We start from the raw sequence: 14891 nt of genomic DNA on the forward strand, positions 1-14891 counted from the left end.
CTATCTAAAATTGATTTTTAAATTAACTAATTAGTAGCCGTATTTTCATCGTAGTAACATTATTATAAGTTAAAAACACCGTTACTTTATCTGATTTAAATGAAAATTTTGTTAATTTTACCAGCAATATTACTATATGCGTAAGTCCACTATGTTACTTCCATATTTTATTTTTAATACTAAAACTATATATTTTTCAATAATAGTCTTTACCTTTTCTTACTCTAATTACAGTTTCTCTCTGCTCTCAAAGCTATCTTTATCTTCTTTTTCGAAGAATACTTTGTAACCTGTAATTCAAATTTAGGAGTTCAAATAGTTCGTCCCCAATGTAACCGCGGATAATACGTCAGCTGTTTTTGAAAAAGCTGATTATCCATTAAATACACCAAAAGATATTTTGGATTTAATTTAATCAATCTTGTTTCTAATATAATTATAAAACCTAAAAAAGGGACATGAGCATAGCTTTACTCATTTCCCTTTTTTATACACTCTTTTTCTGTTTTCGTAACGCTTTTGGAATGTATACACAGAAAGGTTCACTTTCCATATAATCTCCTGTCATCGCATATGCTTTAGAACGAGATCCCCCACAAACATATCGAAACTCGCAAACACCACACTTTCCTTTATATCTGTCCGGATTACGAAGGTCTTGAAAAACATGGGAATTTCGATAAATTTCAGCTATTGGTGTTGCTCTAATACTCCCAGCCTTAATTGGCAATAGCACACTAGGATATACATCTCCAATATGTGAAATAAATACAAAACCGTTTCCATCATTCACCCCCTTTGGAGCACGCCCAAGGCCATTAATTTGTCCCGTCCTCCCATTCATTAATACATCCTGATATTGAATAACCTGATTTGTTTTTTTATTTCCTTTCATTTTTTCTTGAATAACAACACGTCTATAATGTTGACCAGCTGTTGTTTTAATATCATAAGAAACCTTTTTACTAAGTTGATATAGCCAATGAAATACTTTTTCATGTTGGGCTGGTGAAATCATATCTTTTTCCTTACCACGCCCTATTGGAACTAAGAAAAATATACTCCAGAGTACACAATCTAATTCTTCTATTAACATTGCCATTTCTTCAAGTACATCCACATTATAATTAGAAATAACAGTGTTAATTTGAATTGGAAGTTTTAATTCATGCAAATAACGAACCGCATTCATCGTTATTTTAAATGAACCTTCTGTCCCCCTAAAATGGTCATGTATTTCAGCTGTTGGTCCATCTAAACTAAATGCCCATCTAGCAAGTCCTACTGCTTTTGCTTTTTGAATTGTTTCTTTTGTAATGTTTGGAGTAGCACTTGGCGTCATGGATACTCGAATACCTTTTTTCACTGCGTATTCTGCTATATCATATACATCCGGATGCATTAATGGATCTCCACCTGAAAATACAAGCATTGGATTGTCCATTTCATATATATCATCAATTAGTTTTTTTCCTTCTTCAAATGTTAGCTCTAGAGGATGACGATGATATTGTGCTTCTGCACGACAATGTAGACATTTTAATTGACATGCTCTTGTTAACTTCCATATCACAATAAACGGGTTTTCATTAAAATCACGATTAATCACAATTAACCCTCCCATCAATTGATATTCTAATTGTAAAGTTATTAATGAATTGATGGTGTGAAGTACATCACAATTGAACTACACCGTTTAGAAGTGAAGAATTCCTTACGGTTAGAAACCTTATCGCTTCATTCTTTAGATTGATACTTGCGTTAATGTCCCTACCATATTGTGTACGACAAGTATTACATATCACTTATGTTCCGTTACTTTTTTCTGTATATAATGATAAAAAATTGTGAAGTTTTACCGCATTATGTAAGACATTTAATGTCAAATATATTACTTTTTCTATGAACTAAACGTATTTATAAGACTTTTCTTGATAAACAAAGTGCTAAATTGATTCTTAAGAAGTCATTACCATTACATTTATCTAAAAATTGAAAAAATATGTGTAGATAGATATCATCTTAAATACATATATAATTAACTTTAATTTTCTGACACGATTTCACATTATTCTTAAACTGATTTTTACGTACATTATGAAAAAAAATTGTACCGTGTCAATCTTTAAAAGATTATATATCATAACTTTAAGAGAGGAAGGAAAACTATGAAGATGAAAAGAAAAAGCATTATGACAACAGCTCTTGCAGCTATATTAGCTACAGGTGCACTACCTACTACTTCGGTGTTTGCTGCAGAAAAAGAGGTTCCTATTCAACAAAACGAGGCACAAATGAGTATTCAACCTTTTGCACAAAACAATTTGGAAACAGCCGTTCAAGCTGCCTTAAACGGTCCAGAAGTCAAAAAAATCAAAGTATTTGAGCATGAATTTAATGTGAAAGAAATAGAAGTAGTAAATCTAGGTGCAGGAAAAAAATATGTTAAGGGGCAAATTTCTCATCATTTAAGTTTTCGTCCAGATGATCAATTTTATTATGAGTTTACCGTACAAGATGGAAAGGTACTAGATAAACCTGTATTTAGTATTGATAGAGGTGGTTGGACACCATTTGCTGCTCCACTTTTATCAATTCTTGCTACGTATAATGGAATTCCAGTTAATCCAAATGATTTAAATACACTTGGTCAGCAGATTGGTAAAGTTATAGATGGAAGCTGGGAACATGCAGCCCAATCAATTGCAACTGTAGTTAGTCTAAGTTTTAATGAGTAGGATTTCCCAATTTTTATTAGCATTGTAGAGATCCACTTTTCGTAATTAGCCTTGTTATAAGAGATTCTAAAAAAGCTATTAATAATTTTTTACCACTCAGTCACATTATCTTGATTTGTTTACCACCTTATCATTCATTATATGTCACAAAATAGAAGTCTATTTTAGGCTTCTGTTTTGTTTTTATACAATACGATAAACAGTTGTTTTTTGGAGGCTATACTTCGATTTTTCAAGAATCCGTTTGGCTATTAGGTACAATTCTTTAAAACAAATTATTAAAGTCTCAAATAACTTACTCCCCCTATTTTTAAATACAAAAATTTATTATCTTAAGAATGAAAAACAATAAATATAGGATAAAATCATCTAGCAATTGTTTAAAGGTCAGGAGAGATAAAATGAAGAAAATAAAAATGAGAAATTTCATTAAAATTAGCATCCTCACTTGTATTACACTAGCAAATTTAAGTACACCATCTACTATTTTAGCTGATAGTCATTCAGGTTATTCCTATGAATCCAATATAGGATATCAAAATCCAGCGTGGATGTCGAAAATAGAAGATTCTACAAAATTAAGTGAAATATCTATTCCAGGGACTCACGGTACAATGGCTTTACATGGAGCAAGCTTTCTTGATGAAAATTTGACAAGAAATCAAACTATGAGTCTATCCCAACAATTAAATTCTGGAATCCGATATGTAGATATGCGTGTTAAACGTGTAAAAGATTCTTTTGCAATGTATCATGGCATTGTAAATCAAAAAGCTGTGTTTGAAGATGTATTAAAAGAGACAATTCAATTTTTAAAAGATCATCCAACAGAAACAATATTAATGCGCCTAAAAGAAGAAACTAATCCTGAAAGTGGATCTCAATCATTTGAGGAGATATTTTTAAAATATAAAAACGTTAATGCTTCATATTTTTGGAATCCTAATTCCGTACCAACTTCAGATAGACATAACCCTGCTTTAGGGGATACCCGCGGGAAAATTGTAATCTTACAAAACTTTACATCCACTCAATTGCAAGGTATTGATTACGAAGGTTTGGATATACAAGATAAATTTGAAATTGGAAGCGGACCAGACGAAGTATATGCAAAATGGATTGCGATAAAAACCCATCTACAAAATGCAAATACTAATTTTAATAATGGAAAAATTCATCTCAACCATTTTAGTGGTACGGGAGGCGCAGCAGCATTTTTAAATAATGTATATCCTTGGTTTGTTGCAAGCGGAAAAGAGAGCAGAAATACTGATAGTAGTCCTAAATTGATTCAAACGAATTCCACAAATGCATGGAGTGATTTCCCTCGCGATAGAAACGGACAAGTATACTATGGGGGAATGAATACACTTGGGACCGAACTCTTACAACAAGACATAATTAAACATTCTGGTATCATCGCAGCTGATTTTCCTGGTCCAGGTTTAATTGATAGTATCATTAAATTAAATGGTATACATTCTAATGAAAAAGAAATATTAATTTCGCAGATACCATCTGATTCTAGTCCTTTATCCGGGCAACAAAATCGATCCAGTCAAAACTTTAAAATTGATAGTTTACCTGTAGGTACCAAAGAATTAAAATGGGTTATTGAGCCTTCAGAAAAAGATTACCCTTCTACTATCTCTTTCAATGTAATGATTGATGTTTCCCTAGGAATAGATTCTACTCGTTGGAAAAACATTTCACATGGATCTAGGACTGAAGCTTACACAAATACTAAATATTATATTGCAAGTCCAATGGGTGCCACTAACAAATTCACAGTGAAAATATACGCTATTACAAATTAAAAAAGAATCCCAATGAAATTCCATTGGGATTCTTTTTTAATTTCATTTCGTAAACATTAGGATGGGGTTTAAATCTTATTGATTTATCATTTAAATCATAAGATAATTCATATTTGGAACAGCCCTTAATTTTTAAAAGAAAACCCAAAAATGTTAACTACCTTTTCCCACCTATCACTTATTCAAAACTGGCTTCCAAAGCGATAAGGCAAAAATCCAATTTGAGTCGCCATTTCCTTGATGATCTTGAACTGCTTCATACACTTTTCCCTCATGTACTACTCTATCGCCTTTAGTATATGCTTTTCTTGCATCCCATTTTTCATATGTGGAATCCTCTGACTTTGTTGTTACATTCAAAACATCACTTCTACTAGATTCATTTCCAGCTAAATCAACCGCCGTCACTACATATTTATACGATGTATTAGCCTTCAAATCTTTATCCATAAAGGATGTATTAGCCGCTGTCCCAATTTTATTCATAACCCCAGCGCTTTCTCTATATACAATATAATGGTCAACACTTACATTATCTTCAGACGGACTCCACATCAAATCAACAGTTGTCGCTGTTGTACCCATACTATGTAATCCTTTTGGTTGACTTGGAGCCTCTATATCTGGGATTGCATGTGTTGTCTTAACCTTTAGATTTTCACTTTCTTTTGATATGTTTCCAGCAGAGTCTAATGCCTTTATTGTATAGGTATATTCCGTATCTGCTTTTAGTTTTTTATCAATAAAAGTTGTACCTGGTACCGTATCAATTACTTCGCCATTACGTAACACTTGATATTCTTTTACACCTATATTATCAGTAGAGGCCTTCCAAGTTATTTCAACACTATTGGCAGAAACTTTAGAAGCATTTAATTCAGTTGGTTGACTTGGAGCTACTGTATCAGGAGTTTCATTATTTACTAAATTTACATCAATTACATTATAAAACGCATTTGACGTATCTGCTACATCCCATACAGCTAAAATAACATGATAACCATTACGATCAGTTGGTACATTAATTGTATGTGTTAAATTATTTGATGCGGCCGAACCGTCATGTTTCACAGTTCCAATTGGTTCTAATTCAGCACGTGTTAATGGTTTATTAGGATCCCATCCCTTTTTTGTAATGTAATAATGCCATTTACTTGTAGAATGTGCTGCTGTATATTTCCATGTAAATGTATTTGCTCCACCCTTAATTGTGTTTTTGAACCAACGATTTGTTGTTTGTTGGTCAAGATTTCCTCCAAATAGTCCTCCTGCCGAAGCGATTTTACCATCAATCGGCCCACCATCTGGAAACCCTTTAGGCGCTTCTAGACTCTGAGGTTCATACATTACATTTCCACAATTTAAATTTAATGCCCCATAATTTTGACTACATAAAGTAGCACGACTACTCGGCTTTTCAACAAACCCATGTGCATACGCATTTTGAGGAATCATTGTAATTGCCGTCACCCCTGCAGCCAGAACACAAGCACCAATTCCTTTTTTACTTTTTCTTAATCTTTCCAATTTAGATGTTAATTTCAAATTCATTCTTGTCCCCCCAATATATTGTTCTCGCTAATATAATAGCAATATAGGGATAAACGAACAAATCACCAATTAATATATTAATATCTCTCATAAATTGGTACATTTATTATTATTTTTAATCTCCTATAAAAATAAAGTAAATATAATTACGCTATTTTGTAACATTATGCATTTAAAGAAGAATAAAAACTTTGTTTAATTTCACAAAAAAGTCAAATATTAAAACAGATAATTAAATCCTGTAGGAAAAATAAATTTTTTATATTACAAAAAAGCAAAAAAAGTCTGGAAGAAACCGATTATATCCGTTCCTTCCAGACTTTCACTTCTTTTATACCACTCACAAGTCCTTTAACCTTTAACATATACACTTGAGGTTAGAACCCACATAACTAATATAACCTATATGTTGACTAGCTTCTAAATATTAAAATTCATAAATTAATAGTAACAGACCAATTAAAACAAGCCATTTAGCAAACACATATAATATTCTTACTAATTCAATTTAACGCTTAATTACTTATAAAATAACTTAAAGTATCTAGCTTAACTGTATTTTCTTTATTAATACCATTGTCTACCCTGCATTTCCTTACTTTAAACAGATCATCAATAGATTGTTAATATTTAAGGAAAAGATTTGAAAACCCATTTTTCATTACCATATTCCAAAAAATTATTATGTTATTTTTATCTAATAAGGCACAGAAACAAAGGGTAAACTTCAGTGTGCTTGAGAAACGTTCTTAGGGTGAAACGTTTAAAGGGTACTTTAGTACTGAGTTTTTATTAAATGTTCCTGTACCTAATATTTAAATTAACGTATGTCAAAATATTTTACAATTCGAGTGTTAAACGCTACATATTTCTATATAAAATGGTACATTTCATCAGCAAGCCTCTCCTAATATTTATGCTAAATATAGAAAATTCAGCTCGTTAGGATTTAATTTTAGAATTCGCATAAAAGATTAGGCACGTAATTGTCACAAATTAATAGTCTATTTACTTTTTAATCACCTATGAAAACTCTATTACCACTTTATTATTTACTCCTAAACTAAGGTACATCTATACCTACAATTTCTTAAAACTCTTTTAGATAATATTTCAAAAGGAGCGATAGTTTTATTTTTTTATTTTTTTATTGTACATTTGTGCATTTGATGTTAGGATTATGCCTATTAAAATTGAATCCTAACGATTCTTCTTTATAATTTCCATACTTTAATTGTTAAATAAAAATATAGATTCTGATATATATTCAAAATCAGACCTAAAATGTATTTATTTTACAATGATGTCGTGGCATACCTTTAGAATGGAAAGATATATGCAACAACGTGTTAAGGGGTTACAGGAGGAACAAAAATGAGAGACTTTTTTGATGATAAGTACAAAAATATTGAATTAAAAAGGAGGTTAATAAATTTAATAAGTGAAATTAGCGAATTCAAAGGAAAATTAGCTGCTTATCAGGAACAAAACCCTGACATATTTAATAGTTTAGAAAAAACTATACCACTACATTACATAAAAAATTTCACAACTATTTATGAGGATATAAAAGTTCCTAATAAAAGATTAAAAGAACTTATTTTAGATGATATAGTACCTCAAAATATTTCTGAAGATGCTATTTTTTGCTATTATCAAACACTTTCTTTTGTACATAAAAACTCCTGTACTTTATTAATTAATCCAGCAACTATACAGGAATTACATTTTCAATTAATACATTATATTACCTCTGACAGTGCCAAATGGCGTGAAAAGCCTTTTATTATTCCAGGAGTTCCAGAACATGGAATGCACTTGAATAGTTACCGCATTCTTCCGCATGAACTTATCCCACAGTTTATGGAGCAATTATGTGATCAATACAACTCATTAAATACTAGTAAGGGACTACATTCACTTTTATTAATAGCTCGTTTTATATTAAATTTTTATTGCATAGTCCCTTTCAATCAAGGTAATAACAGGCTGGCATTTATGTTAATGCAATTGCTGTTAATTAAGAGTGGACATACATTTGTAAAATATGTATGTTTGGATAAATATATTAAGAAAAATGAATCTGATTATTACAATTCGATTTATAAATCTTCGGTCAATTGGTACTGCGAGGAACATAATAATAGCTTTTGGTTAAAAACGTTTTTAACAATTATATTAGAGGCTTACAAAGATCTTCATAACACAGTTCTAGATTCTATATGTAAACATACTAAAGTTGAGAGAATTCAGGATTTTATACTTAAACAAAAACAACCTTTTACTAAGGAAAGTATTCGTAACACTTATCCAGACATTGCAGAAAGTACAATCAGTAAGGCTTTGAATTCCTTGCAAGTGTTTGGCCATATTAAGCTAGTTACAAAGGGAAGAAACGCAACGTGGATTAAAATTTGACCATACTTTCAATACACCTGAGGTTTAAAATTCAATTATAACCTTATCATTGAATTTCATTTTAATTTTAAGCTAATATTACTTTTTTAGTTATTTCTAATTCCAACAAAACATTTTATAGGAAAAGGTCCGCTTCCCCCTGCCTTTTCCTATAATAAAATGAAATACAAACATAAAATAATTGTCGAAAAAAGTCTCATTTTAATATTTTTTCTTTATTTTCTGGTTGTAAACGCTTCTATTTCGTGTTACCATCTTAATCAAACAATAGATGGTCATAAAAATGAAAGTATTTCTTTCCCTTAGAAACATATAAACGTACGGTAATATCAAGAAAATAAGGCCATAGAAATATTTGATACCTAGCAAAATATTTAATAAGAATTTTGTTGCATTATTTTTTCTGATTATTAAGAAAATACATTTTGTCCCTAAACAAAATTTGTTAGTGCGCAAAATTCAAATACACTATAACACCTAAATAAATGAAATATTCTTTTTCATTGAGCATTAAGGTATGGAAAAAGAATTCTTCTTACAAAATTCAGCTGATTAACTTAAAGGCATCTAAATTACTACCTTAATCGCCATCTATTGTTGATAACATATTTACCAACTATGAAAAAGAGCTTATCAAGGGTTCTTTTTTATTATAAGCATTCAAATTTTAATTCTATCTTGAAACTTAGATTTCCACATAAATTACCTCTACTTTTTTTCTCTCAATTATTGAATTAATAATATAGCACATCAAATTTATCAATTCTTACATCCAATTCGATTAAATTAATGAATAAAATTCAATTATATAAAAATAATAACTACAACTAATCGGTATATATTAAAGAGGTGTCAATTTTGTCCTTAAATGAAGAGACCTTAGAAACTAAGACATATAAAACCATTGAAAAGATCGAAACAAATAACCTAAAACAACTTAAAAATACACTAGATAATATCTTTGATATTAGTGCAGATTTGATTGAACATCCTTTGCAATTAAAAACAAAAACGAATATTTTGCTTTATTATTTTGAAGGCCTTACAGATGGTGTTGCATTAAAAGCCAATGTTGTTACACCATTATTACAAGAAGTAAATGAAGACAGTCAAATTTTTAATTCTAATATTATTGCTACTCATACAAAAATCGTATATACATGGAATGAAATTAAAGAAGGATTACTTGAGGGTCAATGTGTACTGTTTATGGAAGGAGAAAATCGATCACTTCTAATAAATACAAAAGGCTGGGCAGAGAGAGCCATTCAAGAACCAATTTCAGAAGTTACTATTAAAGGCTCACATGATGGTTTTATTGAGAATGTCACAAAAAATATAGGCCTAATTCGTCGATATATTCCTTCTACAGAGTTAAAAATCAAAAAGCTGACGATTGGAGAACGAGCCACTTCTTTAGTCTATTTAATTTACTTAGGTGATGTAGCAAACGCAGATGTAGTCCAAGAAATAGAAACTAGAATCTGCAAAATCAAAACAGATGCGGTATTAAGTATTGGAGAGCTATCTAATTATACAAAAGATCAAAATTGGACTCCTTTTCCGCAGGCTTATTTAAGCGAACGTCCAGACGCCATTTCAAATCATATACTTGATGGGAAAGTAGCAGTGTTAATGGATAGATCCCCTGGTGCTATGGTTGTTCCTATGAATTTGATTGGATTTTTTCAAACCCCAGATGACTATAATATTCATTGGCTCATTGCATCTTTTTTTCGTTTATTACGATTTGCAGGATTTATTATAGCTATTTTTTTACCCGCATTTTATATTGCTATAGTATCCTTTCACTTTGAGATCATTCCTATAGATTTATACACTTCTATTGCAACGTCAAGAGTTAAGGTCCCCTTCTCTCCCTTATTGGAAGCTTTTATAATGGAAATTACACTGGAAATGCTACGTGAAGCTGGTATTCGCTTACCACAACCTATTGGACAAACTATTGGTATTGTTGGAGGGATTGTAATTGGACAGGCGGCTGTTCAAGCTGGACTTGTGAGTAACGTTATGGTTATTATCGTATCTATTACAGCCATTGCATCATTTATTGTTTCTAATTATGATTTATCAAGTTCTATACGCCTTATTCGTTTTCCAATGATGTTATTGGCATACTTTTATGGGATTGTAGGTATTGTTAGTGGATTAATGCTCTTATTTGCTCATTTTGTTTCACTGACTTCCTATGGTTCACCATACGGATTGCCAATCGCGCCATTTCGGCTTCAAGAGTTAAAAGATTCTTTTGTAAGGTTTCCTATTTCGATGATTACCACCCGCTCGAGTACTGGACAGCCGAAACAAGAGAAGAAAAAAGAAGGTGGTCCGCATGGGGAATCTTAAATTCAAAAATATAACTTTATTCGAATTTATTATTTTCATCCATTCGCTGCAACTTGCATCTGGTATGTTAATTATGCCAAGCCCACTTGCTACTACTGCTGGTACAGATGGCTGGATTTCGATCATTCTCGGATGGATAGTTACTTCTATAATCGGTGTAATTATTATATTAACGTTACAAAAAGATCCCAACAAAAATTTCTCACAAATCTTAAAAACATACTTTGGTAAATGGATAGGAACAATTCTTTTTCTTGCATATGCCTCTTATCTATTTTTTGCTGGATTTAATACTTTATTAAAGGCAACTGATATTGTAAAAGTGTGGATCTTTCCTTCCACTCCTGCTTATCAAATCACCATATTATTACTATTACCTTTTATTATTTTAGTCCTGAGTGGGTTAAGGGCTCTTACTAGTTATTCTATGCTTGTTTTCTTCTTCACTACTTGGATGCCACTATTTCTTCTTTTTTCACTAAAGACTAACTACAACCCTTTACACCTACTACCTATTTTTAAAGATGGATTATACCCTATTATTAAGGCAACAAAAGAAACCATTACACCTTATGCTGGCTTAGAAATTGCATATTATATATACCCGTTCTTACAAAAAAAACACAAAGCCATAAAAGGACTACTAATAGCGAATACTGGAACTATGTTCTTCTATCTATATGTGACTATTCTTTCTTATATATACTTTAGTCCAGAGGGGATAAAAGACGTAATCTGGCCAGTATTTCATCTGTTAAAAGGGGTTCGTTTTTCTTTCATAGAACGTTTAGAAATTATATATATCGCTTACTATTTAATTGTATTTTCCACTACGATATATCCGTATTTATTTTTCAGTTTTGAATCTGTGACCATTTCATTTCAAAAAAACATCCGCAATTGGTCGCTGCTTGCTTTTATGCTATTTATAGTTGGTCTATTTATTTTCCTAAATCCCGATGTGGATCAATATTCGTTTATATATTCTCTTATGGATATGTTAAATGTCATTTTCTTTATTCTATTACCAATGTTATTTTTCGCTTACAGTATTCTTTTCACTTGGATTACTAGGAGGAAACAACTTTGATTCGAAAATGGATATGGATTGTAATTTGTTGTGTATATATAATTGGTTGTAGTCAGAGAATTCCTCTTGAGAAGGTTTCATTAATCCTGTTAATTGGCTTGGATAGAACCCCTAATGGAGACATAAAAGTTGGAACAAGCATACCACTCTTTCATCATAAACAACCAAAAAGTACTATAGAACATTGGACACAAGCATCAACTGTATATACTGGATTCAGTAAGATAGATACGAAGTTAACAGGCTTTATGACAGCTTCCAAAGCTGAAATCATTTTAATTGGGAAAAAATTAGCGCAAGAAGCAAATTGGTTGCAGGAGCTTGATTCTTCTTACCGTGATCCTTACGCTACCATTAATGCTAAAGTAGTACTTGTAGATGGACCTGCAGAAGAAATTTTTAAAATTCATAAACCTAGTAAACCATCACTTTCATCTTATATAAATGGTGTAATCGAATCGTCAATTCAAAATAACCAATCCGTCTCTTCTACAATTCAACAATTAATGAGAGAACAAAATGAAGAAGGAATGACGCAAACTGTTCCAATTATCAAAAAAACAAAGAATGAAATCGACACAGTAGGAATTGCATTTTTAAATCGAAAAGGGAAATATTTAACTCATATCCCTAAAAAAGATGTTAAATTTTTCAATCTTATAAATAAGCAAAAAAGTAGCGGGCGAATGATACTACACCTTGAACTTCCTCCTAAATCTAATAAAAAACCAAACACTTCTATCTTCGTACAGGACGCGACAAGGAAGGTAGATGTTAATTTTCAAAACGGAAAGTTTGTATTTAATCTCGATATATATGCTAATGTAGCATTAATTGAAAAAACAAATATGAATTTAAACAAGGAGCATTATAATAATAAAAAAAACATAAATAATTTAAAGTCTGCTATTCGAAAAGAAATTAATAAGAATTTACAAAATATGTTGAATGAAATTCAGCAGAATAAAATTGATCCAATTGGATTATCGCTATATGCTAGAGCTTTTCAATATAAGGAGTGGAAAAAAGTAAAAGGAGATTGGTTGCAAGCGTTAGCAGAGGCTAAAATAAATGTAAAAACACACATCAAAATAAAAGATACCGGTACTATTAGAAATTAGAATAGTCTATTCTTATATTTGATAACATTTCATATGGTTGTGTCCCCCTTAATAATTATTATGTAAAAGATGATAATTCAAAATAATCTTGCGGTTCTTTTAAAAGAGCAACAACTTAACTACGGTAATCAAGTACAAGTCTCTAATTTAAAAAACTGAAGAAATTATAACTCTGTTGCAGTAGATATGCCAGATTTCATTCCGATTGAAATTCCATAGCATAACGACAAAGCCGAAATTCCTAAAAGTTAAGGAATTTCGTTTTTTTGACTTCACAAGAGTATCTTAGTTCTAGTTCAATATTCCTAGCTACAATAAATTATAAGTACATTCGACAATAACTGAACATTTTCTGAATTTTCTTGAAAAACTTGTAAAATCACTCCTTTTTTGCTTCTATTTTGCTATGATAGTTACAATTAAATTGGATTAGGATATTTCTATAAGATGGGGGCGTATATTATGAGTGTCTCAGTAAACGGAAATGAGCAGTTAACCTCTCTATTGAACGACTGGTATCGATCTATGCTATCTCAACAAGTTATAAAAGCTACTAATCTAAAAAAGAAAATTGATGAGAAAATTAATAAGTTAAGCATTGAACCGAATCAAGAGCATCAAGATCAAAATTTGTTACTATATTACTCATTACTTGAATTTCGTTACACTGTCTTAACAAATAGCCTTGGTATTCAAAAAAATAGCTTTGATGTTATTAGCGACTATGATATGCCTACAGACCATTTTCTACGCTTCTATTATCACTTTTTCAAATCCATTCATTCCACTTTTATATCAAATTATACTGAGGCAGAGGAACATTATAAACTGGCTGAAAAGATATTAGTAGACATACCAGATGAAATTGAACACGCTGAATTCTACTATAGAATCGCTACTTTTTATCACCATACCTATAACATGCTCGCTTCTATCGAATACGCAAATAAATCGAGAGCAATCTTTTCAAAGTACGAAGGTTATGAAGTAAAAACAGCCTTTTGTAATAGTTTGCTAGGTGGTTGCTGCATCTATTTAAAACAGTACGAACAAGCAGAAGAATATCTACATTGCGCAATTGATTTACTACAAAAAAATAGGGAAGAAGATTCCTTGTTATACGTAAAAAATACTATGGGGTGGCTGTATTCTGATCAAAGTATGTCTACTTTAGCTATTCGTCACCTTTCAGAAGTAACAGAGAAAATCCCTACACACTTCAAGGCCATCTTCCTACAAGCTAAGGAACATTATAAGTTAGGAGAACAATCAACGGCCAGCCAACTCATTGATAAGGGACTACAGATTTGTAGAGAAATTCATAACGAAGAATACACACACCACTTCTCTATTTTAAAAAAATTAAACGAAGATATTCCATTGGAAGAATTAGAAAAAATCATTCAAGAAGGAATCTTATACTTTGAGGAAGAAGAATTATGGGAATATGTTGTCGAATACGCCGAATTATTTGCCACAAAATGTAGACAATTAGAGAACCACCGAAAAGTAAGTGACTATTTCCATATTTGTTATCAAGCAAGACAAAAATCAATCGCAAAAGGAGTGTTAAAATAATGAAAAAAATTAGCTTATTATTATCAGGCATTGCTTTTATTGGGGTATTAACGGTGGGAATTTTTCAGTTTTCTAAAACAGATCAGCTTGCTACTCATGGACATTATCCTGCTCCTTCATATAGTGTTAGCGATTATGGTGGTGCACCACCACAAATTTAATGTACATGTATTTAAAAACCCTCCAAATGGAGGGTTTTTAAATGGCTTCT

General features: G+C 31.2%; 10 protein-coding genes. 8 read left to right on the forward strand and 2 right to left on the reverse strand.

Annotated features, from left to right (window positions below; translation table 11 throughout):
• Window positions 1-487: 487 nt before the first annotated feature.
• On the reverse strand, window positions 488-1609 hold the full coding sequence (locus ACTFO4_RS23015) for a TIGR04053 family radical SAM/SPASM domain-containing protein (RefSeq protein WP_440014416.1): 1122 nt from the start codon (window positions 1607-1609) through the stop codon (window positions 488-490).
• 559 nt (window positions 1610-2168) lie between these two features.
• On the opposite strand from ACTFO4_RS23015, the gene ACTFO4_RS23020 reads away from it, so the two are divergent.
• The gene (locus ACTFO4_RS23020; protein ID WP_440014415.1) at window positions 2169-2738 is read left to right on the forward strand and encodes a methyltransferase; all 570 of its coding nucleotides are present in this window, start codon (window positions 2169-2171) and stop codon (window positions 2736-2738) included.
• A 401-nt stretch (window positions 2739-3139) separates the two neighbouring features.
• The gene (locus ACTFO4_RS23025; protein ID WP_440014414.1) at window positions 3140-4555 is read left to right on the forward strand and encodes a phosphatidylinositol-specific phospholipase C; all 1416 of its coding nucleotides are present in this window, start codon (window positions 3140-3142) and stop codon (window positions 4553-4555) included.
• Window positions 4556-4729: 174 nt separating this feature from the next.
• On the opposite strand, the gene ACTFO4_RS23030 is transcribed toward ACTFO4_RS23025, so the two are convergent.
• Window positions 4730-6106, reverse strand: coding sequence for a lytic polysaccharide monooxygenase (locus ACTFO4_RS23030; protein WP_440014413.1), 1377 nt, complete (start codon window positions 6104-6106; stop codon window positions 4730-4732).
• 1374 nt (window positions 6107-7480) lie between these two features.
• On the opposite strand from ACTFO4_RS23030, the gene ACTFO4_RS23035 reads away from it, so the two are divergent.
• The 6 genes from ACTFO4_RS23035 to ACTFO4_RS23060 all read left to right on the forward strand — a co-directional run bounded on the left by ACTFO4_RS23035 (window position 7481) and on the right by ACTFO4_RS23060 (window position 14841).
• On the forward strand, window positions 7481-8524 hold the full coding sequence (locus tag ACTFO4_RS23035; RefSeq protein WP_089607856.1) for a Fic family protein: 1044 nt from the start codon (window positions 7481-7483) through the stop codon (window positions 8522-8524).
• Between the two features lie 858 nt (window positions 8525-9382).
• Window positions 9383-10891 carry a spore germination protein gene (locus tag ACTFO4_RS23040; protein ID WP_440014412.1) on the forward strand — a complete coding sequence of 503 codons (1509 nt, stop codon included), beginning with the start codon at window positions 9383-9385 and terminating at the stop codon, window positions 10889-10891.
• Window positions 10878-11981, forward strand: a complete 1104-nt coding sequence (locus ACTFO4_RS23045; RefSeq protein ID WP_440014411.1) for a GerAB/ArcD/ProY family transporter — start codon at window positions 10878-10880, stop codon at window positions 11979-11981. Before ACTFO4_RS23040 ends, ACTFO4_RS23045 begins: the two co-directional genes overlap by 14 nt.
• Complete coding sequence (locus ACTFO4_RS23050) at window positions 11978-13102, forward strand: Ger(x)C family spore germination protein (RefSeq protein WP_440014410.1); 1125 nt, start codon at window positions 11978-11980, stop codon at window positions 13100-13102. The genes ACTFO4_RS23045 and ACTFO4_RS23050 overlap by 4 nt, the downstream gene beginning before the upstream one ends.
• A 462-nt stretch (window positions 13103-13564) precedes the next feature.
• Window positions 13565-14680, forward strand: a complete 1116-nt coding sequence (locus ACTFO4_RS23055) for a tetratricopeptide repeat protein (RefSeq protein ID WP_440014409.1) — start codon at window positions 13565-13567, stop codon at window positions 14678-14680.
• Window positions 14680-14841 carry a hypothetical protein gene (locus tag ACTFO4_RS23060; protein ID WP_440014408.1) on the forward strand — a complete coding sequence of 54 codons (162 nt, stop codon included), beginning with the start codon at window positions 14680-14682 and terminating at the stop codon, window positions 14839-14841. Before ACTFO4_RS23055 ends, ACTFO4_RS23060 begins: the two co-directional genes overlap by 1 nt.
• The last annotated feature ends 50 nt before the right edge of the window (window positions 14842-14891 follow it).

Origin of the sequence: Bacillus cereus group sp. MYBKT14-1 (assembly GCF_051915185.1) — a bacterium.
GTDB classification, from domain to species: domain Bacteria; phylum Bacillota; class Bacilli; order Bacillales; family Bacillaceae_G; genus Bacillus_A; species Bacillus_A cereus.